At 48.3% G+C, this 24,706-nt stretch carries 22 protein-coding genes; 9 read left to right on the top strand and 13 right to left on the bottom strand.

The genetic code is table 11. From position 1 onward, the window contains the following. Positions 1 to 24 precede the first annotated feature (24 nt). On the top strand, positions 25 to 1,368 hold the full coding sequence (locus P364_RS0122405) for an FAD-dependent oxidoreductase (RefSeq protein WP_029881213.1): 1,344 nt from the start codon (positions 25 to 27) through the stop codon (positions 1,366 to 1,368). A gap of 491 nt (positions 1,369 to 1,859) precedes the next feature. Here P364_RS0122405 and P364_RS0122400 read toward each other — a convergent pair whose 3' ends face one another. The 4 genes from P364_RS0122400 to P364_RS0122385 form a co-directional block, all read right to left on the bottom strand. Next, a complete protein-coding gene (locus tag P364_RS0122400; RefSeq protein WP_024632306.1) occupies positions 1,860 to 2,510 on the bottom strand; it encodes an amino acid ABC transporter permease in 651 nt (216 codons plus the stop codon). Positions 2,511 to 2,637: 127 nt separating this feature from the next. After that, positions 2,638 to 3,360 carry an amino acid ABC transporter permease gene (locus P364_RS0122395; RefSeq protein ID WP_029881561.1) on the bottom strand — a complete coding sequence of 241 codons (723 nt, stop codon included), beginning with the start codon at positions 3,358 to 3,360 and terminating at the stop codon, positions 2,638 to 2,640. A gap of 103 nt (positions 3,361 to 3,463) precedes the next feature. Beyond that, complete coding sequence (locus tag P364_RS0122390) at positions 3,464 to 4,297, bottom strand: transporter substrate-binding domain-containing protein (protein WP_024632304.1); 834 nt, start codon at positions 4,295 to 4,297, stop codon at positions 3,464 to 3,466. Positions 4,298 to 4,329: 32 nt separating this feature from the next. After that, positions 4,330 to 5,058, bottom strand: coding sequence for an amino acid ABC transporter ATP-binding protein (locus P364_RS0122385; RefSeq protein WP_024632303.1), 729 nt, complete (start codon positions 5,056 to 5,058; stop codon positions 4,330 to 4,332). A 462-nt stretch (positions 5,059 to 5,520) separates the two neighbouring features. On the opposite strand from P364_RS0122385, the gene P364_RS0122380 reads away from it, so the two are divergent. Further along, entirely contained in the window at positions 5,521 to 7,134 is a 1,614-nt protein-coding gene (locus tag P364_RS0122380; protein ID WP_024632302.1) for a glycoside hydrolase family 28 protein, read from the top strand. 103 nt (positions 7,135 to 7,237) lie between these two features. Here P364_RS0122380 and P364_RS0122375 read toward each other — a convergent pair whose 3' ends face one another. Further along, positions 7,238 to 8,089 carry a helix-turn-helix transcriptional regulator gene (locus P364_RS0122375; protein ID WP_029881210.1) on the bottom strand — a complete coding sequence of 284 codons (852 nt, stop codon included), beginning with the start codon at positions 8,087 to 8,089 and terminating at the stop codon, positions 7,238 to 7,240. 269 nt (positions 8,090 to 8,358) lie between these two features. On the opposite strand from P364_RS0122375, the gene P364_RS0122370 reads away from it, so the two are divergent. After that, positions 8,359 to 8,817: a cupin domain-containing protein gene (locus P364_RS0122370; RefSeq protein ID WP_024632300.1), complete on the top strand. Its 459-nt coding sequence runs from the start codon at positions 8,359 to 8,361 to the stop codon at positions 8,815 to 8,817. An 88-nt stretch (positions 8,818 to 8,905) separates the two neighbouring features. On the opposite strand, the gene P364_RS0122365 is transcribed toward P364_RS0122370, so the two are convergent. Next, complete coding sequence (locus P364_RS0122365) at positions 8,906 to 9,733, bottom strand: aldo/keto reductase (RefSeq protein ID WP_024632299.1); 828 nt, start codon at positions 9,731 to 9,733, stop codon at positions 8,906 to 8,908. Between the two features lie 336 nt (positions 9,734 to 10,069). Between P364_RS0122365 and P364_RS0122360 the strand changes: the two genes are divergently transcribed. The 4 genes from P364_RS0122360 (at position 10,070) to P364_RS0122340 (ending at position 13,678) form a co-directional block, all read left to right on the top strand. After that, a complete protein-coding gene (locus tag P364_RS0122360) occupies positions 10,070 to 11,326 on the top strand; it encodes a DUF445 domain-containing protein (protein WP_024632298.1) in 1,257 nt (418 codons plus the stop codon). Between the two features lie 415 nt (positions 11,327 to 11,741). Further along, positions 11,742 to 12,023 carry a hypothetical protein gene (locus P364_RS0122350; RefSeq protein WP_024632296.1) on the top strand — a complete coding sequence of 94 codons (282 nt, stop codon included), beginning with the start codon at positions 11,742 to 11,744 and terminating at the stop codon, positions 12,021 to 12,023. A 75-nt stretch (positions 12,024 to 12,098) separates the two neighbouring features. Then, positions 12,099 to 13,349, top strand: a complete 1,251-nt coding sequence (locus P364_RS0122345) for a hypothetical protein (RefSeq protein WP_052016722.1) — start codon at positions 12,099 to 12,101, stop codon at positions 13,347 to 13,349. Between the two features lie 56 nt (positions 13,350 to 13,405). Continuing rightward, entirely contained in the window at positions 13,406 to 13,678 is a 273-nt protein-coding gene (locus tag P364_RS0122340) for a hypothetical protein (RefSeq protein ID WP_024632294.1), read from the top strand. A 192-nt stretch (positions 13,679 to 13,870) separates the two neighbouring features. On the opposite strand, the gene P364_RS0122335 is transcribed toward P364_RS0122340, so the two are convergent. The 4 genes from P364_RS0122335 to P364_RS0122320 form a co-directional block, all read right to left on the bottom strand. Continuing rightward, positions 13,871 to 14,641, bottom strand: coding sequence for a YcnI family copper-binding membrane protein (locus P364_RS0122335; RefSeq protein ID WP_024632293.1), 771 nt, complete (start codon positions 14,639 to 14,641; stop codon positions 13,871 to 13,873). Positions 14,642 to 14,916: 275 nt separating this feature from the next. Then, the gene (locus P364_RS0122330) at positions 14,917 to 16,632 is read right to left on the bottom strand and encodes a copper resistance CopC/CopD family protein (protein ID WP_236642452.1); all 1,716 of its coding nucleotides are present in this window, start codon (positions 16,630 to 16,632) and stop codon (positions 14,917 to 14,919) included. 159 nt (positions 16,633 to 16,791) lie between these two features. Further along, complete coding sequence (locus tag P364_RS0122325) at positions 16,792 to 17,448, bottom strand: response regulator (protein ID WP_024632291.1); 657 nt, start codon at positions 17,446 to 17,448, stop codon at positions 16,792 to 16,794. Position 17,449: 1 nt separating this feature from the next. After that, positions 17,450 to 18,280 (bottom strand): sensor histidine kinase, encoded by an 831-nt coding sequence (locus P364_RS0122320; RefSeq protein ID WP_024632290.1) that lies wholly within the window; start codon positions 18,278 to 18,280, stop codon positions 17,450 to 17,452. 304 nt (positions 18,281 to 18,584) lie between these two features. On the opposite strand from P364_RS0122320, the gene P364_RS37870 reads away from it, so the two are divergent. Then, positions 18,585 to 18,752 (top strand): hypothetical protein, encoded by a 168-nt coding sequence (locus P364_RS37870; RefSeq protein ID WP_173405242.1) that lies wholly within the window; start codon positions 18,585 to 18,587, stop codon positions 18,750 to 18,752. Between the two features lie 129 nt (positions 18,753 to 18,881). On the opposite strand, the gene P364_RS0122310 is transcribed toward P364_RS37870, so the two are convergent. From P364_RS0122310 to P364_RS0122295, 3 genes are all read right to left on the bottom strand, one after another. Then, positions 18,882 to 20,714 (bottom strand): bifunctional diguanylate cyclase/phosphohydrolase, encoded by a 1,833-nt coding sequence (locus P364_RS0122310; RefSeq protein ID WP_024632289.1) that lies wholly within the window; start codon positions 20,712 to 20,714, stop codon positions 18,882 to 18,884. Between the two features lie 253 nt (positions 20,715 to 20,967). Next, complete coding sequence (locus P364_RS0122300) at positions 20,968 to 21,600, bottom strand: DUF5317 domain-containing protein (RefSeq protein ID WP_024632288.1); 633 nt, start codon at positions 21,598 to 21,600, stop codon at positions 20,968 to 20,970. 238 nt (positions 21,601 to 21,838) lie between these two features. Further along, positions 21,839 to 23,281: a hypothetical protein gene (locus P364_RS0122295; RefSeq protein ID WP_024632287.1), complete on the bottom strand. Its 1,443-nt coding sequence runs from the start codon at positions 23,279 to 23,281 to the stop codon at positions 21,839 to 21,841. A 276-nt stretch (positions 23,282 to 23,557) separates the two neighbouring features. On the opposite strand from P364_RS0122295, the gene P364_RS0122290 reads away from it, so the two are divergent. Beyond that, on the top strand, positions 23,558 to 24,589 hold the full coding sequence (locus P364_RS0122290; protein ID WP_024632286.1) for a BMP family lipoprotein: 1,032 nt from the start codon (positions 23,558 to 23,560) through the stop codon (positions 24,587 to 24,589). Positions 24,590 to 24,706: the final 117 nt, after the last annotated feature.

Here is a 24,706-nt window from a genome sequence, read left to right as displayed (position 1 = left end):
GAGTGATAACACTTGAGTGAACGGATGAGGTTGAAAAAGGAAGAAGCGGATGTAGTTATTGTGGGGGGGGGTCCGGCGGGCATAGCAGCAGCCATTGCTGCTGGACGGCAGGGTGTGCGGACGGTGCTAGTGGAACGGTACGGTTTCGTTGGCGGGATGTCGACCGCCGCCATGGTCTACCCTTGGATGACCTTCCATACGGAGAGTGGTGAACAGGTGATTCGAGGCATCGCCCAGGAGATCGTAGACCGGCTGCAGGCTCGTGGCGGTTCCCCGGGCCATCTCCGTGATACGGTTGGGTTTGTACATACCGTCACACCTTACCACCCAGCTATTTATCAAGTCGTCGCAGCGGATATGCTGCAAGAGGCAGGTGTCCGGTTGTTATTGCACAGCTTCGTGGATGAAGTGGTTGTTGTGAATGATCGGGTGGAGGCGGTACGTCTGACCAACAAATCAGGCCGGATGGAGCTCCAAGCGAACGTATTCGTGGATACCAGCGGTGACGCGGATGCGGCTTATCTTGCAGGCGCTTCTGTTGCAAAGGGACGGGATGAGGACAACCAGTCACAGCCGATGACCATGAAATTCCGTATGCGTGGCGTGGACCTTGGACGAGTGAAGCAATACATGCAGGAGCATCCGGAAGATTTCTATGCCAAGACCCCGTTCGCAGAACTGGACAACATTCCGTTAACCGGGGTGAGCGGCTTCTATTCCCAATGGAAAAAAGCGGGTGTGCCGATTAATCGCGATCAGGTATTGTTTTTTACCGGACCAGCTGAAGATGAAGTATTGATTAACTGTACCCGGGTGCAGGGACTCGATGCGACGGATGCTGAGGATCTGACCTCTGCTGAACAGGAAGGCAGGAAGCAGGTGCTGATGATCGCTGAGTTTTTGCAGCGCGATGTGCCTGGATTCGAACGGGCTTCTATCTCAGCGGTAGCGCCGCAGATCGGTATCCGTGAATCCAGACGAATCATCGGGCATTATGCGTTGACCAAGGCGGATGTGGTTGCAGGGCGAAAGTTTGACGATGTAATTGCCAGAAGTGGCTACCCGATTGATATTCATGATCCCTCGGGTCAGGGCGTCGTAGCGGCCTTTATCGAAGGAGACGGAGCATACGATATTCCATACCGCTGTCTAATATCCCGCAATATCCGCAATCTGCTGGCAGCAGGACGCTGTATTTCCACCACACACGAGGCTCACGCAACGACAAGGCTGACTCCAAGCTGCATGGCTACGGGGCAGGCGGCGGGAACAGCAGCCGCTTTAGCTGTTCAGTTGAAGCTAGATCCGTTGGAGCTGCCGGTAGCGGTGCTACAGAAGGAACTACGCCGTAACGGAGCAGCGATTTGAGGAATGAGCGGATTATGGGCGAAGTAGTAGTGGAGTAGTGGGAGTGGTGTGGGTGTTTATTTAATCACTGGGTCGTAAAATTTTAACGAACCTGAGACGTCTAATTTGGGGATATAAGCAGAATTAAAAAATGTAACGAATCTCAGTGAAGCTATTTTACTCAAAACACTGAATTAGCGGGTAATAGCGGGGGGAATCGGAGGAATAGAGCGTCTACGATTCGTTAGATTAGAAACTGTCTGAACAATCGCTAAATAAGCTTCCCTCAGTTCGTTAGAAATGGGTGGGAAGTTCGTGAATTTATGAGCATAACTGTAGGCCCCAAAAAACTCCCAATCCACTGCATACGTGGATTGGGAGTTTTTTTGGTGCTTTCCTTCTTTTCATCCATTTGATTATTTCCTCATGACTATTACCTTCATATCTAATCAACGATGAGGCCACAGTTCCTTCATGATTCATATTCCTTCATGCCTTATTCCTTCCGATCATTAAGTCATTCGTGCTTCAAGCCGCCGTGCCACAATAGACAACGTGTAGTTAATAACAAAGTACAATATGGCTGCAAGCAGCAGGGCAGGGATGACGTAATCGAAGCTCTGACCTCCGAGGATCTGCACATTATGCATAAGCTCTGGCAAGGAGATGATGATCGCCAGTGACGTATCTTTCAACAAGGAGATGAACTGGCTCACCATCGGTGGTGACATACGCCGCAAAGCCTGGGGCATGATGATGCCGCCGAGTGTCTGCATATAGCTCAGGCCGGAGGAACGGGCCGCTTCGACCTGACCGCGTTCAATCGATTTGAGGCCGCTGCGGACAATCTCTGCGATCATGGCACCTTCGAACAGACTCAGTCCAACAACCGTGGACCAGAAGACGGACATTTTGATCCCCAGCTGGGGCAGTACGATATGGATGAAGAAAATGATCAGCAGCAGCGGCAGATTCCGGATCGTATCCACGATAACGGCCACAATCTGTGACAGGACCGGAATCCGGGTGTATCGAACGGTACCGAGCACCGTGCCGAGTACAAAGCTGAATACAATCGACAACCCTGCCACTTGCAGGGTAATCAGGAATCCGTGCAGCAGGAAACGAAGGTTGGGCCAGGCGTAGGCCCCGCTAAAGTCCATAATTCATCAGCCTCCTTCTGTGTGCAGACAGAGAATGTAAATATTTGGAACAAAAATTGCATAATATATTAGAGTAGAGATGCACCTTGAACGGGTGTGCTGAACACAGAGAGAAATAGTTTGAGAGTTACAAGGTGACCTGACCCGTTGGTTTGGTCTTTTTCGGTTTGCCTTTGGTGCGGCTGGCGTCAGCATCACTTTGTCCGAACCTTCGCTCCATATAGTGAACCAGGAAGCTGAGCGGTAAGGTCAACACCAGATAGAACAGGGCAACAATGGTGTAAACACTCAGCGGCAGGAACGTATCCGAGTTGATCAGATCGGCAAAATACATCAGATCCATACCAGCTACGACCGCAAGGATGGATGAATTTTTGACCAGATTGATAAATTGATTGCCAATGGTCGGCAGTACAATTTTGATCGCTTGCGGCAGAATGACCAGGTTCATGGCCTGTACGTAGGACAGACCCGAAGATCTTGCGGCTTCCAGCTGCCCGCGAGGGACCGTCTGAATGCCTGCCCGGATTGCTTCGGCAATGAAAGCGGCTGTATAGATCGTCAGACCGAGTGTACCCGAGATAAATCCATCCAGTGAAATGCCCATTGCAGGCAATCCGAGATAGAAGAAAAACACGACAAGCAGCAGGGGGATGTTACGGATGAACTCCACAAAGGCCGTGCCGATCCAGTTGAGTGGTTTGATCGGCGAGATGCGAAAGATGGCCATAATTGCCCCAAGAATAAAGCTGCCAATCAGGGCCATGATGCTCACCTGGATGGTATTGAGGAAACCTTCCAGAAATCGATCCGAGTGTTTGATCAGTATACTGAAGTCCAATTTGCCCATGTAGGCGAAGCCTCCGTTCTCCAGATGTAGCAACGGCGATTGCGCCCTGCCCATGCATCGCATATCACAGGCGAAGTCGCCGCTTAATCATCATTAATCGGGCTTACTCGGGCTTGCTGCCCAGCCATTTCTCGTGCAACGTATCATATTCACCGCTGTCCTTCATGCTTTTGAGCAGGCTGTTTACTTCTTCGACGAAGGCCGTGTCGCCTTTGCGAATCGCCATGCCGTAAGGTTCACTGGTGAAATTGCCACCAACCAGCTTGTAGTTGTTATCGGTCTGCTGCATGCCGATCAGGATGATGTTATCGGTCGTCAGTGCTTCACCTTTACCCGCTTTGAGGGCTGTGAAGGCATCCTGATAGTTATCGTATTCGAGCACTTCGGCATCCGGGGCCTTTTCGCGAATATTTTGTGCAGAAGTTGAGCCTTTAACGGCAAGTACCTTCACCCCGCCAAGACTTTCCAGACCGGTAATCGCGCTATCGTTTTTCACAAGCAGGGACTGCCCGGCTTCAAAATAAACATCGCTGAAGTCCACTTGTTCCTTGCGTTCATCCGTAATCGTCATCGTGGCTATGATGATATCAATGTCGCCATTCTGTAGCATCGGAATGCGCGTTTTGGACGTTACTTCCTTCAGTTCTACCTTCGTTTCGTCTCCAAGAATCTGTTTGGCAAGTGCTTTGGCAATATCAATATCGAAGCCTTCGACTTCGCCACTTGCCGGGTCTTTCAAACCGAACAATTTGGTATCATATTTCACGCCGGCAATGAGCTTGCCGCGCTCTTTAATCTGTTCAATCGTGCCTTTGGCATCGGTACTCCCACCAGAACCCCCGCTGCTGCTGCTTTCCTCTCCGGTGCTACAACCGGACAAGACAAGGGATAGAATCAAAACAAGCATAAACGACGGCCACTTCAATACATTTTTCATTTGGTAAAGACCCCTTTCAAAATGGATTATTCTCAGTGGTGAATCAGACGGCTCAGGAATTGCTTGGCCCGTTCTTCTCTCGGGTTGTCGAAAAATTCAGCGGCGGCGGCTTCTTCCACAATTCGGCCTTCATCCATGAAGATGACCCGGTCTGCGACCTCGCGGGCAAATCCCATCTCATGTGTAACGACGACCATCGTCATTCCGTTATGGGCGAGCGATCGCATGACATCCAGAACTTCCCCGATCATTTCGGGGTCCAACGCAGAGGTAGGTTCGTCAAAAAGCATGATTTTGGGCTCCATGGCGAGACCTCTTGCAATGGCTACACGCTGCTGTTGTCCACCGGACAACTGGGAAGGATAACTGTCTGCTTTGTCGGCAATGCCCACCCGGGTCAGATACTTCATTGCCGTAGAGGCTGCCTGTGCTTTGGGTTGTTTACGCACCTTCATGGGTGCAAGGGTAATGTTATCGATGACTTTTTTGTGAGGATAGAGATTGAAGTGTTGAAATACCATGCCGATGTCACGGCGGAAGAGGTTGATGTCCACCTTTTTCTGATGTAAAGGGACACCACTGACGACAAGTTCACCTTCGGTAATCGTTTCCAGACGGTTGATACAGCGCAGCAAGGTGCTTTTGCCTGAGCCGGAAGGGCCGATAATGACAACGACCTCTCCTTCTTCAATGTGAAGATGAATATCTTTGAGGACATGAAAATGACCAAAATGCTTCTGAACACCCCTAAATTCAATCAAGAGTACACCCCATCCTTTCTGCAACGTCTGTTTGAAAAGGAATATTAAGGAATAAATTGAAACTAGTTATTTAATCATACATACTCATCCTGCTAAAGGCAATTGGTTTGTGATAAAACATGACATAAGTAATGGGTTTCATAGGGCTATAGCCAGTAATTGTGTTATATATTTGTCATATTATTGATGTCGTTGTGACGAATCCTGACAGAAAAATGAATCGATTCTCCTAGTTATTTTACAACCATTGGAATAGATGTATATAGTATACTGGAAGGGATGTTTACTTTATGACTCTGGTTATAAAACAAATAACATCAAATTCTTCATCGTACATGGCAAAAAAGCTCAACCTTACGATCTGCGCCATTGATATGATGGAGCGAGAATGCGCTTACCAGTAAGTCGTGCAATAGTAAAGACAGTCCGATCCAATTATAGGTAGAGAGGATGTTTTGAACGATGAATACATATTACTCCCCACTCGGTACAGGAGAAGGTATTGGATCCGATATGAAGGCTTATGAAGTGAGTTTACCTGTCATCCCTGCACGAGATTTTCAGATTACGGATTATGGAGCGGTAGGGGATGGCTTGACGGATAATACGGAGGTATTTCGGTTGGCTATAGCAGCATGTTCAGAAGCGGGTGGTGGTCGAATTGTCATCCCGGCGGGCGTCTGGCTCACAGGTCCCATTGTGCTGCGCAGTCGGATTGAGCTTCATGTTCAGGAGGGTGCTCTGGTTACGTTCAGCCGCAATTTTGACCAATATCCCTTGATTGCGTCCAGCTTCGAAGGTTGGCAGGCGGTGAGGTGTCAGTCGCCCATTGATGGTGAGCATCTGGAGGATATTGCGATCACGGGTGAGGGGATTTGGGATGGCGGTGGAGAGGCATGGCGTCCGGTGAAACGCTCCAAGATGACCGCATCGCAGTGGAGTCGACTGGTTTCTTCGGGCGGTGTAGTGGAGCATGCTGACGGAGATGAAGCCATTTGGTGGCCCTCGTCTTCTGCCCTTGAAGGCGGTGTGATTGCAAATCGTCTGCATCTGGAACAAGTGAATGATGTGGCTGCTTATGAGGAAGTCAGAGACTTTTTGCGTCCCAACATGGTTAGTTTGCGCCAGTGTAAACGGGTGTTATTGGACGGCCCAACGTTCCAGAATTCGCCGGCATGGAATCTGCATCCTTGGGCATCCGAGCATGTTACGATTCGTAATGTTAATGTGCGGAATCCATGGTTTTCCCAGAATGGGGATGGATTGGACATTGAATCCTGCCGTCATGTGATTGTGGAGCAGAGTATATTCGATGTGGGTGATGATGCGATCTGCCTGAAATCCGGCAAAGATGCAGAAGGTCGTGAGCTTGGTCTGCCCTCGGAGTATATTACGATTCGGGATTGCACCGTGTATCACGGTCATGGCGGCTTTGTAATCGGAAGTGAGATGTCCGGTGGCGTGCGGCATGTGCGGGTCTCGGATTGTACATTTATTGGAACGGATATTGGGCTTCGCTTCAAAAGCGCACGTGGGCGCGGCGGGGTCGTTGAAGATATTCAGGTGGAGCGCATCTATATGAAGGATATCATCATGGAAGCTATCTCGTTTTCCTTTTTCTATGCCAATCAGGAGGGTTCGGCTCGCGGTAGCGATCTGTCCCAGGAAGTCAGCGAAGAGACCCCGGTGTTCCGGGATATTCGAATTTCGGATGTGGTCTGTGCAGGGGCGGAGACGGCGTTGTTGGTGAGTGGCCTGCCGGAGATGCCTTTGGACGGTCTGGTCATCCAGGGATATACGGTGGCGGCCCGTAACGGGGTGCAGTGCGCTCATGCGAAGCATCTGCGAATCGCCGAAATGACTGCTCAAATTACTGAAGGACCGTTGATTCATTTGCATCAGTGTAAGGGTGCGGAGCTGGAGGCGATTGAGGGTGTGGGCGCAGATGGTCGACTTCTGGTGGTGACGGGGCATGAATCGGCAGGAATCGTATGCCGGGAAAGTGATGCAGATACAGAGGGACGCCAGATCTCCGTGGGTCCTGAAGTCAGAAGTGGTGTATTGATTCGCAGGTAGAGAGGGTTCGGATTAGCATATCACCGCGGGCATTTTCTGGCGCGCGGTGTCATGATAGGTTGTCATATGTCAGTCGTCCGGATTCGCCAGTCACTGGAACGACCTATCGATGTTCTTTACGATAGCGAAGCGGCGTAGTCCCGGTCACCTGTTTAAACGTTTTATTAAAATGGGCTGTATGCTCAAATCCAACCTTCTCCGCAATCATTTGCACCCGCTCCTGAGTGGATAGTAAACGTCTCTGTGCCTCCCGAACCCGTGTAACACGCAAATATTCGCTGAAGCGAAATCCGGTAAAACGGCTGAACATCCGGCTCAAATAGGATGGACTGATGTAAAATCGTGCTGCTGCCTCTTCCAATGTAAGGGGCTCGGTATAATGCTCGTTCACGTAAGTAACGATTTCACTGATTTTATCCTGCATGGGATGAGGCGAAACCGGAGAGGACTGCCGAGTATGCTCTTCGACCCGGTGGATGAGGATTAGGATCTGGGCGAGCAGGCTTCTCACCACGATTTCGTAATGAGGTCGGCGCTCCTTGCATTCTTGCAGCATCTGCCACAGCATTCGTTCGATCTCGGCTTGTTCCACATCAGGAAAATGCAGCATCCTTGAACGATCAAAAGGAAGCAGACCACATATTCCGAGCTCCATCCCGGTGGCAAATGAAGGCGAGAATCCGATCAGAATTCGTTCAAAGCCGGGAATGTTTCCTTTGGATGTTGTATGTTCATCATGGGGATTGATCAGGATCAAATCACCTTTGCGGGCGGTAAGAAGCTGACCATTCATGGAATAAACCCGTTCTCCTTCAAGCAGATAATACAGTTCGTAAAAAGGATGCGCGTGAGGCTGTGGCATAGCGTTTCCATCGTGTCTGCTCATGTGTTCAATGGTGAATGAATTCTCGCCAATCCGATATTTGGGTCCAATCCGATCTTCTATAACACTCATAACCCGTCTCCCCTCTGCGCCAGCTGATCTACGGTTAATATCCATATCATAACGGAAAATCCAGTTTGTTGTAAACGCTATCATTTGGATGAGGGGCCACCCGGGCTAAATGAATAGAGCTGGTTGTGATTGCTATTGGAATGATTTTGGGCAAGCCTATATATGCTGTAAAGGTGACAAAAGTCTATTCATGTTTTACAGTAGGGGGAGTGGGGCTAAACTCTGGATAGGAGTGTCTCCAATTTGATTTGGAAGGAAGGAAACAGAATATGACGACACATGAATTATCGCCACTCGTTGCTGCACTGAATATGCAGCCACATGTTGAAGGTGGTTGGTATAAGGAAGAATGGAAGGCATCGTATCAGATTCCACAATCCGTACTGCCGGATACATACTCAGGCCCTCGATTCTCGGCAAGTTCGACGTACTTCCTGCTGCACTCGCATGAAGTTTCGGAATGGCATACCGTTTTGTCCGATGAACTCTGGTTGTGGCATAGCGGCAGTCCAATTGAATTGAAATTGGGCGGCAACGGGGAAAACCCGGAAAATGAAGAAGTACTCGTGCTGGGTATGGATATTGCTGCTGGGCAATCGCCGCAGGTGCTCGTTCCAGCCGGAGTATGGCAAACAGCACGGCCGCTAGGTGATGAGCCTGTACTGGTAACATGCGTTGTAGCGCCAGGTTTCCATTTTGATGATTTCAAATTGGTTTCCAAGGGTTAATATAACCATGAATGAACAAGCAAAATCCCGATCAGGTGCGTGTGCATCCGAATCGGGATTTTTAGATGGTTGAAATCCTGATTATAGGTTAAAAGTTAAAGTTGTCCGGATCGGAACCAAAGCGCTTGTTCTCGTTCAGTTGACTAATACGTTCCATTTCTTCCGTGGTCAACTCGAAATCATACAAGTCCGCATTATCGCGAATGCGCTGTGGTGTGATGGATTTAGGTATGGTCACGATGCCATTTTGCAGATCCCAACGCAGAATGACTTGTGCGGGTGACTTGCTGTACTTGGCAGCAATATCCTGAAGAAGCGGATGCTCCAGCAGATGTCCCTGACCCAGTGGAGACCAGGCTTCAATCTGGATCTGATGTTTGCTGCAATACTCCCGAAGCTCTGTTTGGATCAACAGCGGATGCAGTTCCACCTGATTCACAGCAGGTTTAATGGTGGCATCGGTCATCAGGTCCTCCAGATGGTGAATCTGGAAGTTACTCACCCCAATGGCGCGGATGCGTCCTTCCTTATGCAGCTTCTCCAGCGCTCTCCATGTATCCTTGTACTTGCCTTTGACAGGCCAGTGGATCAAATAGAGATCCAGATATTCCAGTTCGAGACGTTCCATGCTTGCTTCAAAAGCGGCCAGTGTGGATTCGTAACCTTGGTCCCCGTTCCACACTTTGGTGGTAATGAACAGATCCTCACGGGCGATTCCGGATTCACGAATACCCTGAGCTACACCCGTTTCGTTGTTATACGCTTTCGCTGTATCGATACTGCGATAACCTGCCTGAATGGCCGTTTTGACGGCTTCAACCACTTCTTCTCCGTCTTTAACTTTGAATACGCCAAAGCCCAGCCAAGGCATTTTGACTCCGTTGTAAAGTGTCGTTGTGTCCTGCACGTGTTTCATGGTCCGAAATTCCTCCTCTGATTCATTCATTATTTCCTTATGTAATTACCCTGCTGATCGCCAGCCAATCTTAAATGAAAGGCCGTCTGTATTGATTATACTAAAACCTTTTTGGTAATGGAAAAGAATACGACCATTTCGATAGGAAAAACCCCTCATTTATCCTTTTTCACCAGCCAGAGGTTTGGATTTGACGCGTACGGGTGATAAGATGAAGTATACGAAATATGGAAACAGAAGCTTTCCTATTGAAGAGTTCACATAAAGAACAGAGGAGCACGGGAACGTAGGGTGTCATTGAACCCGTGTGATTAACGATAAAGGAGTAAGAATACAATGGCTAAACCTAAACAAACCAAAAAAGCAGCAGCCTGGTCTCTCGTCGTTATGGGGGCGGGGTTTGCCGCATCGTTGCCTTTTCAGGGCGGTGTTGTAGGCAAACTGCTGGTAGGCTCATTTGAAGCGGGGTTGGTAGGTGGACTTGCGGACTGGTTCGCTGTAACAGCGTTGTTCCGTCATCCACTGGGTATTCCGATTCCCCATACGGCATTGCTGCCCAAAAATCGGGACAAATTGACGGAAGGCCTCGTTTCCGCAGTGGAAAATAACTTGTTGAACAAGGATAGTATTACCGAGAAAATTGCGGGTTTCAAAGCGGCAGAAATCGTTCTGGATACCATGACACGGGAACTTCACAACGATGGAGTCAAAACCATGATCGATACACTCTGCAAACGTATCCTTGCAGGCCTGCCGTTGGAGCAGATCGCTCCACTGGTTGCGGGAGAGATCAAATCACAGGCGGGTGCCTTCGACCTGGGTCCGATTCTGGAACGGGCTTCGATCCAGATGAGTGAGCGTGGATATGATGCCAAAGCGCTGGACTACGGTCTGAAACAGGCAGAGGAGTGGCTGGTGAAACCGGAGACCATCATGTTTTTAGGCGAAAGCGGCTTAAAGGCGATCAGCGGAATCCAGATGAACGGATTAATGCAATTTGCGATGAATGCGTTCATGGGCTATCTGAACGAGGAGCGTATGGGCAGCATTTTGCAAGGATATCTATTTGATCGGGTAGAGGACATGAAGCGGGAAGGCAGCGCCCTTCGTTATAAAGTGCTTGATCTAATGCGAACCCAGGTGGTCCGGCTGGCGGTGAGTGAGAATGTACAGGATGGAGTCAACGGCTGGAAAAACAACATGCTGGACGGATGGAACGCAGAGGAAACCGTGCTGAACAAACTGGTCGAATTGAGGGATAAGGCGCTTACTGCGATGGAAGATGGTCAGTATGTGGATACGTATGCGCTGCCTGCGATTGAGCGAGTATTGTCTGATCTGCGCTCCGATGAAGCATTGTTGGCAGGGTTGAATGCCAAGATTGTGGAAGGCGTAACGACGCTCCTGGAGAAAAACCATTCCAAAATCGGCAATCTCGTGCGTGAAAATGTCGACAAAATGGATAATGCCTCATTGATCTCGTTGATTGAGGATAAGGTAGGGCAGGATCTGCAATGGATTCGGATTAACGGGGCCGTTACCGGGTTTGTGATCGGGATTGCACTGACCGCGCTGCGGATGGTATTGGAGTAAAGCATGGATAATGACAAGTTTAGGGCCGCTCTCTGGAGCAGGCTCTTTTTTTGTATAAGCAAAATAAAAAATCATGGAACTGATACAAAATCCAGGGAAATGGGTAATGTACACCGAAATGCCCTATTGGAATCATTTAGGAACAAAGTCCATAAAAACGATGCCAACAGCCGATGTGATCCTGTTGATTTTGTACTATGATGCAGATAACAGAAGAAAAGGGTAGATATACGCTGGCTCCTTATTGCATAGGCTACATCATGATGAAGCTTCTGCGAGAAATGTGACCAGAAGTTCGATATGGACATTCATGAATAGAAAAGAAAAGGTGATTGATATGAGGTTGAAGCGACAACTCGCATGTGTATTTTTTTTGACCATACTATCCACTTTCATTTTGGGAGGGTGTCAGAATATGAAGGAAAGTGAAAAACAGGCCTTTTTTAAAGAAGCGGAAGCCGAAGCTGTAACATATCTGAAAAATAAATATGAACTGGATGTAGTCATCACGAATAAAGAGTTGTTACCTGAAATGGCGCTTGATTCAATTGCTATGGAAGGACATGTGGTTGAACATGAAGAGCAAGAATTTACGATCTCGTATGACTATGAGGATAAAAAAATCAAAAACTTTGGCATGAGTCCGGCAATTAAGGAAGCAATTATAGCTAAGGGGTATGATCCGTTTAACAAATAATTCAGGATTGATTTTCTTGGAGGTGCAGCGGTTGTGAGTAAATCACCGAAGATTGATGATGAAACATACAACAAGATGTCTGAATTAGCTTACGAGAATCTAAAATCAGGTATTGAGTTCGAGAATCTTCCCGGATGGCAAGTTCTGGAGGACACACACGGAAACAAAAAATCCGGTTTCGATGCGGTGACATTCTATAATCCGGAGACCAAACAGGCGGTTATCGCTTATCGGGGTACAGAGGGAAGTGCGTCGTTGGATCGCAGTGCCCCTGATTATTATGCGGATGCTCAAATTGGTTTGCCTGAGCTTGGCCGAAAAATCGAACAAAGTACAAACCTGACGCCAGATTGGCTGGCTCATGGAATCCAGAAAGTAAGAGATGTTACTGGGATCACTACGGTAGAGAATGCTGTGGGGGAACTGGATAAAAAGCTGGATAAGACAATTGGACTGGGCCCCAATCAAATGTATGAAGCGGAAGACTACGCCAAAGACATGCAGAAAAAATACAAGGACTTGGATTTTTCGCTGACAGGACATTCGCTTGGCGGAGGGAATGCCCAGTATGCAGCTGCTTACACAGGACTATCCGCGGTGACGTTCAGCGCGCCATCCGTGATATCCAGTCTCACGCCAGAGGCGAAACGAAAGGCTGAAGAGGGTGGTTTTGATAGTCAAATCATCAACTATGGGCATCCCGGAGATTTTGTAACCAGCGGATTTTTTGGTGGATACGATCGTCATGTGGGCTCCATGTATTACATCAATTCCAACTACAAGGATATGAATGATGACATGGGCATGTGGGATAAAATCAGTAACACCTTTGGTGGCGAAGAGTATCATGGTCTGAAACAGTACAAGTTCGAGAACGGCTATATTTCCAACGATCTATATGATCCGGTTACAGGCGAGCAAATCAGTTATTCACCACGTCAGCCGTCCAATGTCCTGTCTGATCTGGCAGTATTCATGCGGAATCTGGGTGGGCAAGCAGGCAGCCTTACAAGAAGCATGGGCGCAGCAGCAGGGGGATCTGGCCTGATTCAGGTAACGCCCGAAGAACTCAAAAGTGTTGCAGGCCGATGGAAGCAGAATGCACAGCAGTGCAATGCAGAGTTGAATAAGGTGCGAAGTCGGATGGCCCAATACCTGCATTCCAGCCGAAGCCGTAGGCTTGAACCTATCGTCACCCAGCTGGATGCATCTATTAACGAATTGAGCACATGGCATATGAAGCATACGAGCCAGTTCTTGAACTTTATTGAAGAGAAGGCCGAAGCATTCCGTCAGGCGGATGAGAGTCAGGTCAGCTTTAAATAGAGTTTTGCGCAAAGGGTATGGCGAGTAGAAATTACATAAGGGAGGGAGGAACGCGAGTGAGCGGTCAATTGCTGGTTGAGTTGAATGATCTTCGGATTGCTGAAAAGGAATTAACCCAGCTGCTTGCCCGTCTCCAGGCTGATGAGCAGGAGGCAAGAAGCCTATACAATCGTCTCGACGACTGGAAGGGCCAATCCGCTGATTATACAAGGCAGCAGATTGAAGCGTTCTTTGCGGGTCTGTCTGGACGGATACAGTCCATTGAACAACAGAAGAAGAACTTGCTGCAATATATTGAAATCATGATCCAGACGGATCAGGAACGGTAAAGGAAAGAGTCGTAAGGGTGCCGTAAGTGCGTAATGAAGCAATTTTAGCCAGTGGGCGTAAGTATGAATTTGGAATTGAAATTTGCGTTTGCAAACAGATAACCAAAAAGGAGCCTTGGCACATCGGGAATAGACCCGGTATGCCAAAGGCTCCTTTCTTTTCAATCTACATAGTAGACTTCAGGTTAACTCTTAACGTTTTTTGCGGCGGGTTGCCAGAGCGATACCCAGGAAGGACATGATCAACGCCAGAATCGATACGATCAGTGTTGCCTGTTGCAGCTTCAATGTGCCTGGGTCTGAATCCGTGTTGTTTGGCTCACCCGTAACGGTGTCGTTCAACGCGTCACCCAAAGTGGTATCGTCGTTTGCTTTTGTATCGTCACCTGTTGCTGCTTTATCATCATGACCCGCATTACCAGCTGTGCCTGCACTATCATGACCTCCGCCTGCAGCAGCATTACCTGTAGCCGCAGGATCTTGGCTGATGGCTGTGATGCTGTGCGGGTTGCTGTCACTTGGTTCGCCTGTCCACTCCACGATGCTACCATCGCTATAATACTGGAATGCATCCCAGGCTACTTCTGTTTCGGTATCCGGATTCTGTGCTACGAAGTTGAATTGCTGGAATTGACCAGCCAGAATTCCTTTGTTATCTCCTTCCACTTCCCAAGTGATCGACGTTACTTCATTGGAATCATTTTTTTCGGTAGAGATTTTCCAGCCTGCCAGTGGTTGGTATTGCTTGAATGCAACGCCTTGCGGTACTTTTAGCGTAACTTTGGTGGTAGGCAGCTCTTTTTCGGATGGAATCTTGATGCTATACGTCTGCCATGCACCTGTCTGTGCCACGGTTGGGTTAACGGTAACGTGTGCACTGGCGAATCCGGCGAACAGCATCAGCGCAGCGGCTCCAGCAGTAAGGCTGGATGTCAGTTTGGAAGTCCATGATGTTTTTTTCAAAATAATTTACCCCTCTCAATTCTTATCATTTATGTTTCGGCCCATTTTCTAAAATAAGTGCCTGATGTGCTGCAAAGTCATTGTTCCGGTTACGAATCGTTCTTTCAATCGCTGTTATTCCCAGATTTTTTTGATTCACTTTATAAGTGAAAATCCGGGAATAAAGGCGAACGTTGCACTTTTCCAGAATCGATTTCGTCCCCTTCACTACAATTGCAGCTTGTTGAGACACTGATTTTAGATTGAGTAGCGTTTCAAATCTGAATCGCGTATACCTACGGATTAGCGGTGTCGATCTCAAATTCGCTATCCAGCGAATCCAGGGTTCGGGTCAGCAGATGCACCTTGATGTTCCAGCGTCCTGGCATGGAGATATATTCTTCTGCCTCATATACGCCAGTATCATTTTTTGGAATCGTAATCTCGTAAATGCCCATATCCATGTCCAAGTGGGTCAGTGACAGTGTGATCTGTTCCAGATCGTTGACTGTACTGCCGTCCGGTTTCTTCACGTCAACCTTGAACTGGTTCTCACCGGTACGATTGGGACTTACCTGAAGCGTAATCGTAGTTCCGTCATCCATAGTCTGCACTTCTTTATAAGGCCCTACGGCTGCCGGTTGTCCGGGAGACAGATGTGTCAGCACGGCAGCAAGCGCAAGAACGACGGCTCCGGCAATCAGTTCGGCTTTCAGACTGCCGGCGAGTCGGTTGCCGCTGCCTGCACGTGCCATTCTGGCATGACGCCAGGCTAATACAAGCATCACAACAAGCAAGACAGCTTTGGCGATAAGCACAAGACCATACGCCGTTGTAAACAGGGACGTAAGTATAGGTGCTGGCAAAATAATCAGGCTGCTATATATTCCCGTAGCGACGAGAGCAGCAACAGCACCAATGCCCCAGGCTGTAAAGCGCCGGATAGCTGTCCAATAGACCTCTCCTCGCACGATGGAAGGCAGTTTATCTGCGAGCGGAGGCAGGCACACGGCCATGGCGGTTAATGCTCCGATCCAGAAAGCGGCTCCGATCAGATGAACGAAGTCCATTGCGATGGCGAGCGCGCGTTGTTCTGCCGCAGCCGGATGTCCGGTCATGGCATGGGTGAACAACCAGCCAAGCACGAGGACGAGTGATCCGTAGGAGGACCAGATGCGGGTACGCAGTGAGCGATCCCGGTCATAACCGGAAAGGATGGTAACCGCCAGCAGCATCACAATGAGCATTTGTACCATCCAGATCTGGCCAAATGACGTCAATTTGAGTGCACTGCCCATCAATGCCCAGCTGAACTCTCCGATGGAAACGCCTGATTCATACAATGTGTTCAGGGGCAGGCTGATCAGAGCGGCAGCAGAAGCGGCGCCATAACTGATCCATAACAGCCTGTAGCTTCCTGGGACTTCCAGCGGCTCCCTCGCCATGGACTGAGGGGCAATTCGGAACAGCAGGAAAGCAAGTGTGCCCAGGATCACAGACAACGCAAGATATTGAATCCAGTCGGTCAGCGACAAAATCCATTTTAACGGTCCGCCAGCTTGGCCTGAACCCGAGGCTAAATCGGCGAAACCGGCAGGAGCGCCGGATGGTTCCCCGATATGAAACACATAAGCTCCCTGAATCGGGTGACCATCGGCAGATACGGCCTTCCAATTCACAGCGTAGGTTCCGTTTCCAAGTCCGGTCCGCAGGCCGGTTTCCAGAATATGAGGACGATCCTCATCGACATGCACGTTCCCGTCATCTGCCTGTGTTCCGTCCGGTCCGGTGATTTTAATATCAAAAAAGGCCGTTTGCAAAGACTCGTTAAACTCCAGAGTCAGGCGTTCTGGTGCAGTCGCCACCAGTTCATTTTCACCCGGTGAGGCCTGCACGATATAAGCATGGGCAGATGCCCATTGTGGCATAACAAGGCAACACAATAACATCAGGGCGACCATCAGTGCCCAGTGCCGTTTGCCCAATTTCATGGTGAACCTACTCAAAATCAAAAAATCATCACCCTTAGGTCTAGAATTGTAAGTCATTCTTTGTCAACCAAGCACAATCTATACCATTATAACTTTGTCCAAAATAACACCGTATGACTACATTGGGCTATAAAAAAACGAAATGATTCATAGAATTGTGACAAAAACATGAATGCTCCGCTATTTCCGAAGCTTACGACCCGCCAGTCCGCTTTCCAATGCATAGCGGGTTAGCTGTACACGATTTTCGAGCTGCAATTTCTGTAAAATATTCTTCAAATGGTTCTTCACCGTTTGGTCCGAAATGCCGAGTTGGTCGGCGATCTCACGATTGGTATATCCTGCAGATACCCATTGCAAAATCTCAAGCTCCCGCGTAGTCAGCGGATTATCGGGTACATCTTCAGTGCGAGGTGCAGGAAACTCCTGGAGAATTCGATAGGCAAGCTCCTTACTCAAGGGTGCATCATCGCTGACGATGGCGCGAAGGTATTCGAGCCAGGTGGAGGGAGCCAGATTTTTGAGCAAATATCCTTGAGCCCCCTGCTTCAACGCTTCAAACAGGTACGTGACATCATCCGATACCGTGACCATGACGATAATGACATACGGAAAGCGCAGTTTGATCTGCCGGGTGGCTTCGAGTCCATCCATATCGGGCATCTGTACATCCATCAGGATAAGATCGGGCATCCATTGCCCGGTAAGTTCCAGCGCTTCCGTTCCATTCGAAGCAGTCCCAATCACTTCAAACAGGCTATCCTCGGATAAAATACTGCAGATCGCTTCACGCGCATGCGCGTGATCATCGACGACCAATACCCGTACAAGTTCCATATTAAGCATGCCCCTTTCCAATCGTTATTCGTGTGTAGCCTGGCCTTGAATCGAGGGCGAAAGACCAGCCCATCTGAGCTGCACGTTCCTTCGTAATTCGCAGGCCATACCGATCCTTCAAGTGAAGCGGATCTCCGCTCACACCAACACCGTTATCCTGGATGAAGATCGACCAGACAAAAGGAGTTCCTTCTGCAATCACCCGAGTATCTGTAGCCCGGGCATGTTTGCGAACATTGAGCAGTGCTTCACGTATGCAGGCGAGCAGCTCCACCTGCTCCTTTGGGGAGAAGAAGGTGCTGTCCAGATCCCACTCCAGACGCGCTGAAGGCACCGTCTCTTCTACAAGCAATTCAACCTGTGCTAGCAGGGAAGTTCCTTCTGGTACTGCCGCTTGTCCAGGGACGTAGCGAAGCTGGGCGATGGCCTGCCGCACATAGGCGTTAACCTCGTGTACGGTTTTGCGGATGTCCTGAATTTCATTCTCATGACCGCTGCCGGCCAAGCTGCGCTCGGCCTTGTCTGTTTTTACCGACAGGAGAAAAAGAGACTGTGAGATGCCGTCGTGAAGCTCGCGAGCCAGTTGATCCCGAGCTTCGAGTGCCGCTTTGGAAGCACGCTCCTGTTCCAGAGCAGCCCTGGCACTTTCCAGCATGTTGAATAAGCGACTTAGCAAGGTGACGCTTATGAGGTAAAGGATAAGGGGGGTAAGCCAGTTACCCGCATCCATGGAAAGGTAGGGCATCAGGAATTGATGACGGATGTATTCCCAGAGGCCAACCGTGAATGTCGGGACCAGCAGAATCATCCATTTAATCTGTTTGTATGACATGAATACAGAACTCCTTTGATATAAGGTCCACTTTATATGTATCCGTTTCGAGGGTTGGCACCATTATAACGCATGCTTGCTTCAGACCCTAGTCTGGCTTTCTTCGGGTGGAACCTCGGGTGGATAAGGGAGCATTTAGAAGGATATCTAAGAACAACATGGGGTGAAATTATGTCACGCAGGGTGAGCCTTGATGAGTACAGATGAGCGGGGCTGTATCCATTTTCCCTATTGGAGGAGGTCCTCTATACTTATATAGAACACAAATTCATTACAAAAGATGTTAAGGAGTGAACGCAACAACATGAATCAAGAGGTATTGGAACGTCGCAGCGAGTTGCTCAAGAAGAACATTCATCAAATGCTTCTTCAAGACAATCAGCACGGAATCAGTCGTCAGGATAACATGTTTTTGCAGCAGATGATTAGAGAGCTGCATCAGACTTCATACGAAATGAATACCGCTCGATAACGCAGAATCTGCACAAGAATGAAGTAGTCTCGTGCATGATTCATTCCATGATGAACATGAAAATGGCGCTATCCCCGATCAGACCGGGGGTAGCGCTTTTGGCTTTAATAAGGGGATATTCGGTGAGCGTTACAAAAGTTGCTGTTGCACGGTTCGTTTCTGAATATATCGGATGAACAGCTCGGCTAGCTCAGGATCGAACTGTGAACCGGAGCACATCTGCAGTTCCTTGATTGCTTCATCCACATTTTTCGTTTCCTGATACGGTCGCTCCGTCGTCATTGCATCGAAGGAATCAATCACCGTGAGCATCCGGCACAACCGTGGAATCTCAGAGCCTTTCAGGCCATAAGGGTAGCCTGCCCCGTCATACCGTTCATGATGCAATTCGATATAGGGAATGAGATCGGCAAAACGCTCGTTGGTCAAAGCCATCTTTTTGCCCCAGGTGACATGGCCCTTGATCGTTTCCCATTCCTCAGCGGTAAGCTTTTCTTTCTTATTCAGGATGGACCATGGAATTTCGAGCTTTCCGATATCATGAATCAGTGCACCCAGCACGAAATTTCGCTTTTCCACATTATCGAGCTCCAGCAATTCACTTAAATCGAGGGCATATTTATATACGCGTTTGGAATGTTTGAATGTATCCATATCCTTATATCTGAACAAGTTGAGCTGCTGCTCAATATCGCGCACATCCTGCACCAGATCAATCTCATGCTCCATGCCGTCATTGCTGCCGTGTCGATGTACATTGTTTTTGCCTTGTTTCTTGGCATAATACAGCGCTTTATCCGCCTGATCCACGAGTTGTGACTTGTTGTACATATCAACCTCATAACGTGCAACACCTGCCGAAAAGGAGAGGCAACCGTGCGGAAACACTTCAACTCCTTCAAAAGGTGTGTCGTTCAGCTGCTTGCGCAACTTGTTCATGAACGCATAGGCCTCGTCCAGATCCATGCCTGGCATAAGCAGGGTGAACTCTTCGCCGCCATAACGAAAGGCGGTGACCTGAGTGCCCTCCGTCTTCCGGATGAGGAAATCTCCGAGCAGGGCCAGCAGACTGTCGCCCTGGAGATGACCAAAGCGGTCGTTATACTTTTTGAAATCATCAATATCGATGAGTCCCAGCGAAAGCGGGGTTCCTTGGGAACGGGCGTTACCAAGCTCGCTCTCCAGCATACTTTCAAAATGACTGTGGTTGAACAAACCTGTGCGTTGATCCGTATTCGCCTTTTCCTCAATACTCTGATACATCACGAACAGCTGTTTGAACGCATGCGATAGCAGAATGCTAAGACTGAGGTAGAGCAGCAGGCCTAGAACACCGTTGTGCACAACGAGAATGGTCAGCACGAGCGCCAAAATCAATGTACATAAATAAACGAGCAGTGATTCGGTGACGAATACACGCTTCATCTGCTGTAATGCATCCTTTGTCGAGAAATGAAAGAACAGCCCTAGCGTGATCGTATTAATGATGAAGTAGGCTGCAAGTGCCGCAAAATAGGGCAGCAGGTTATATCCATCCAGTGCTCCCGGAATTCCTCCAGTCCAAGTGAATACGTAAGCGGCTCCAGCAATCATGAGGCTGTAGATGCTGAAATTAACGATATGCTTCCACCAGGCGAGTTTGCGATCCTTGATTAACAGTATGAGGGAAACGGGCAGCAGTACAGACAGACTGAATGCACCACCAAACATGAAGATACAGGCGAGGTACACGGAAGAGTCCATGGATTGCTGATTGCCTTTGGGCGGAATCTGAAACGTGAAGTAATCCAAAATCAGCGCCGCACCGAGCATCGTGTATACCATTACCCATTCGTCAGAGGATAGATGGAGATAAGACAACTTGTTCATATACAGAAAAATACCGATGCCCGTGCAGCTAAGCAACACAACATACATGCTGCTCCGATCTGCTTTATGGATAAGGTTACGAATAAAGTTCATAAAAATTCTCCTGCTTGGTTTAGTCTGCTCTTGATGTGAATATATCGGCTTGTACTATATTGATGTATAACATAACAAGTTACCTCCCAAAAATCCAGAAAGAAAAAACAGGCCGCTGGCAGCCTGTTTGTCATGGTTGGCGAGTATATGTACTAGCCGCCCAGCTTGTATCCCGAAGTCAATGCAACAACGACAGAAGCTACGATGATTGCGTTGATAACGAGACGAGAATATTTAATGCCTTCGAATTTTTTCATGGAAAAGACCTCCCTTCCTTGGAGTCTGTCCGAATCTCTTCAGGCCTGATGGAATTCACCGGCTTCAAAGCTTCTCCGGTTCGATTCACCATCATGTACTGGATAAACAGGAATATGCCAATGTTCATGACCACATCGCCGATGCTGATCACCTGTGTCCTCGGATAAGGACTGGACAGCGGGATGATATCACCTAGAAACGAAAGATGTGTGGAAGCATCCATCATATAGTGCTTGGATACCGCTCCGCCTTCGCGCAGCATGTCCACATAATAGGGCCCAAGAACAGCAGAAGCATCCACGGAAACCGGCATACGCCCCCCATTTACCGCCATGACGATGAAATTGAGGAAAACACCAATCCAGATCAGCGTAAAACCCTTGTAATGTCGATTAAGCCACAAAAATGCTAAGCCTGTGACATAAACGGCAGCAAACAGGTATCCGTTGATGGATGCAACCCAATCAAGCCTTTCCTGCAAGTAAAAGATGAAGAACTGAGCCAGCAGCAGCACCGGGAATATCCAGCCGCCTCGCAGCTTGAGAGCTGCAAACTGGTGGAGACCATACCGAAAACCTCCCCGGAACAGTCCAACGATCAAGCCGAGCAGAATGCCATCGTATACCATGATTAACTCCTGTCTTACAGATATGTGTAAATGTAATTGCGTGTTTATGTACCTATGTTATTCGACCTTTTACTGGTAAATCCTGCAATGAAATTATTTTTTTGAGAAGAATTTTGCAAAAAAATAAAACAAAAACCGCCTTTACGAACCAATGGGTCGAATCCATGGGGAAGTTCGGTAAAGACGGCTTTATATTATGTCAAATTGCGAGTTTTAATTCACTTGGTATACGTTCAGTTTATTCCGATTCCCCGTTCAGATAATTGAAGAACGGCTGGTCCACCCAGAAGGTGTAACTGGAAATGTCCGAATCAGCGGCCAGCTTAGTGAATCCTTCTTGAATTGCTTTGGAATTCTCCTTAAGGGAGAAAGATTGTGCATAATAGTTGCCAAGCGAAATTTTATTGTTGGCGATGACTGGATATTCCGCCAGAGCGGTTGGTGAGTAATACAGTGGCTGCCACCAAGAAGCGTGAATTAAGGCAGAGGCGTCATCGCTGTTCTTTTTGGCATACTTCAATATAATGTCGTTGAAGCGGGCTTTGTCCGCTGTGTTATTGAATTCAAACTGAATGTCATATTCTTTGGCATAGGCAATGTAGTTGCCATTCTCGATCTGGGTAACCTTGTAATCCGGTGTTTCTTTGGGCTCTCCCCATTCCTTCAAATAAATGAAGGCAGAAGTCTTCGGCTGGAATTGTACGTCCGCATCGATGCCTTCACTGCGCAACAATCCAATTAACTGTATTGCATGTTTAATATCATCATGTCCGTAAGTTAAGGTCAGTTCATCGATGAAGTTGGAATCGAAGCGACTGTCCTTAAGGTTGTAACCTGTGACAAGATCATCGCGCAGTGCTTGATCCACAATGGTCCGAAGTTCCGGTGCTTCGATTAGATCAGCGGTGCGATAGGCAGCGTACAATTTGGAGTAAATGTCAGTATCGCCAGAACGACCAATTTCATTTTTGTATTTGCCCTGACTGGTCAATACCCGTCCAAGCAAGATGTTGGCAAAATCAGAACTTGCTTCGCCGCCCTTACGGAGAGCGGGGTACAGGCTTTCCGGGATCAAACCGGTATCAATGGCAGCGGCCAGCTCCTGCGCGGCTTGTCCCTGAACGCGGCTTGAGCTAATGCCCAGTTTCGCAAGTGCCTTCGCTGTTTTGTCTTCAGGGTATGTATAGGCTAACTCTTTGAATCCGGCTGCTTTGACTGCGATGAAGACAGCAGCATAAGTGCTCAGCTTGTCATTGGCACGTACTTCCGTACCGGACAGGATACCGTTGTTATATAAGGAAACGGCAGCTTTATACGCGGAATCATTTGAGTTCAGATCAGTGAAGGCCGGAGCCTTGACTTCACTGTCACTTGCTTCATCTGTAGCAGGTGCAGCTTGATCGACTTCAAGGATGGCAGCAATCGCCTTGATGAAGTCACCCTTGGTTAACTTCTTCGGCAATTGGATATTGTATTTGGCTTGCAGGAATTGGCCGTAATCGGCTGCACTCTCGGTATAGACTGAAGGAGCTTGTGTTACCGGTCCTTTAACCGCCTGTGAGGTAGTTTGTCCGGCGGGAGTAGCCGATGCTGCGGATACCGAAGCGGGCAAGCTGAGACTGCCGAGTGTAACCGGAGCGGCGAGCAGAGCGGCCAATGTAATCTGGGTGATTTTTTTCAAATGAATAGCCTCCTCAAAATAGGATTGGAAAATAAACAAGCTTGCGTTATAATTCTGACAAAACCTATCTGAATATAATGATTGGATTGACTTTAGCATGGAGCAGCTTCGGATGTCAACGGAAAAAACCTTGGTTTAGAGCGCCTTCCGACGCTTGGTAGAATGTAAATCAGCTATTTTATTCCATTTAGTGTATACGCTCAAAGATTTATTGACAAGGATCGACAGTATCCGCTAGGATTATAAAAAAGAATTGTGAAAAGGGGAAAGTTCAAAATGAAAAGAGGTTTATCGTTCGTCTTATCGATCATGATGGTGGCTATTTTGCTGGCGGCTTGTGGAAATTCCGGTTCCAAAGACGAACAATCGGCTCAAGGTGGCGACAGTGAAAAATCACTGCGCATGGCACTTGTCCTTCCTGAAAAAATCGGGGTCAACCCGTTCTTCGTACAGATGGATGAAGGTTTCAAAAAAGCAGGCGAGGAATTCAAGGTAGATACCAAAACGATCGAATCGACTGACCCGGCTGCATTTGAGCAAAATCTGCGTGCTGCAGTTGCTGAGAACTACGATCTGATTATTACAGCAACTTTCCAGGCAGAAGATGCATTGAAAAAGGTTGCTGCCGAGAATCCGGACAAGTCCTTTGCCATTGTAGACACAACCGTTGACCTGCCTAACGTTCGTAGCGTTGGTTTCCATGAATATGAAGGAGCGTACCTGCTTGGTGCAGCTGCTGGACTGTCTACGAAAACAGACAAAGTCGGCATGATTGCTGCGATGGACGTTCCATTAATCAAGAAATATACAGAAGGTTTCAGAGCCGGTCTGGAATCGGTTAACCCGGATGCGGAATTCCTCGTGAACTATGTTGGTGGATTCAATGACCCGGCCAAAGCAAAAGAGCTGGCGTTAGTACAATTCGGCAAAGGCGCTGACTTCATTGCTGGAGCATCTGCTGTAGGCGATCTGGGTGTGTTCGAAGCCGCGAAGGAAAAAGGCTTCTATACTTCCGGTCAGGATACGGACCGTACTGTTGAAGATCCAGAACATATCGTATTGTCTCAATTGAAGTCGACCGATACGGTTGCTTATCAGACCGTGAAGGATTTCGTAGAAGGAAACTTCAAAGCGGGTGCTGTAAATTATGGCTTGAAAGAAGATGGCGTAGGGCTGACTTATGTAACACGTGATAGCGAATCTCCATTGAATGCTTTTGTTGGACAAGAAGTAATCGACAAGGTTAAAGCGATCAAGGATGATATCGTATCCGGCAAAATCGTTGTAAAAGATCCATTGCAACAGTAGTAATCTTGTTCCATAGGATGGATTAATTGAGTTGATCAGCCGGCTGCCCGATCAGGCAGCCGGTTTTGCTGCTATTACAATGAACTATATATGTTCTACTAAACATTTACCCGATAA

This window comes from Paenibacillus sp. MAEPY2, from assembly GCF_000499205.1.
Taxonomy (GTDB): Bacteria; Bacillota; Bacilli; order Paenibacillales; family Paenibacillaceae; genus Paenibacillus; species Paenibacillus vandeheii.
The sequence above is the reverse complement of the archived record's forward strand: the minus strand, read 5'-3'. Positions and strand labels throughout refer to the sequence as shown.

Coding starts and splice junctions, on each gene's coding strand:
- P364_RS0122400 (WP_024632306.1), bottom strand. CDS start 2,510: ATGGACTTTAGCGGGGCCTACGCCTGGCCCAACCTTCGTTTCCTGCTG.
- P364_RS0122290 (WP_024632286.1), top strand. CDS start 23,558: ATGAAAAGAGGTTTATCGTTCGTCTTATCGATCATGATGGTGGCTATT.
- P364_RS0122405 (WP_029881213.1), top strand. CDS start 25: ATGAGGTTGAAAAAGGAAGAAGCGGATGTAGTTATTGTGGGGGGGGGT.
- P364_RS0122320 (WP_024632290.1), bottom strand. CDS start 18,280: ATGTCATACAAACAGATTAAATGGATGATTCTGCTGGTCCCGACATTC.
- P364_RS0122350 (WP_024632296.1), top strand. CDS start 11,742: ATGAAGGAAAGTGAAAAACAGGCCTTTTTTAAAGAAGCGGAAGCCGAA.
- P364_RS0122360 (WP_024632298.1), top strand. CDS start 10,070: ATGGCTAAACCTAAACAAACCAAAAAAGCAGCAGCCTGGTCTCTCGTC.
- P364_RS0122395 (WP_029881561.1), bottom strand. CDS start 3,360: ATGGGCAAATTGGACTTCAGTATACTGATCAAACACTCGGATCGATTT.
- P364_RS0122380 (WP_024632302.1), top strand. CDS start 5,521: ATGAATACATATTACTCCCCACTCGGTACAGGAGAAGGTATTGGATCC.
- P364_RS0122375 (WP_029881210.1), bottom strand. CDS start 8,089: ATGAGTGTTATAGAAGATCGGATTGGACCCAAATATCGGATTGGCGAG.
- P364_RS0122370 (WP_024632300.1), top strand. CDS start 8,359: ATGACGACACATGAATTATCGCCACTCGTTGCTGCACTGAATATGCAG.
- P364_RS0122325 (WP_024632291.1), bottom strand. CDS start 17,448: ATGGAACTTGTACGGGTATTGGTCGTCGATGATCACGCGCATGCGCGT.
- P364_RS0122300 (WP_024632288.1), bottom strand. CDS start 21,600: ATGGTATACGATGGCATTCTGCTCGGCTTGATCGTTGGACTGTTCCGG.
- P364_RS0122310 (WP_024632289.1), bottom strand. CDS start 20,714: ATGAACTTTATTCGTAACCTTATCCATAAAGCAGATCGGAGCAGCATG.
- P364_RS0122365 (WP_024632299.1), bottom strand. CDS start 9,733: ATGAAACACGTGCAGGACACAACGACACTTTACAACGGAGTCAAAATG.
- P364_RS0122345 (WP_052016722.1), top strand. CDS start 12,099: ATGTCTGAATTAGCTTACGAGAATCTAAAATCAGGTATTGAGTTCGAG.
- P364_RS37870 (WP_173405242.1), top strand. CDS start 18,585: ATGAATCAAGAGGTATTGGAACGTCGCAGCGAGTTGCTCAAGAAGAAC.
- P364_RS0122390 (WP_024632304.1), bottom strand. CDS start 4,297: ATGAAAAATGTATTGAAGTGGCCGTCGTTTATGCTTGTTTTGATTCTA.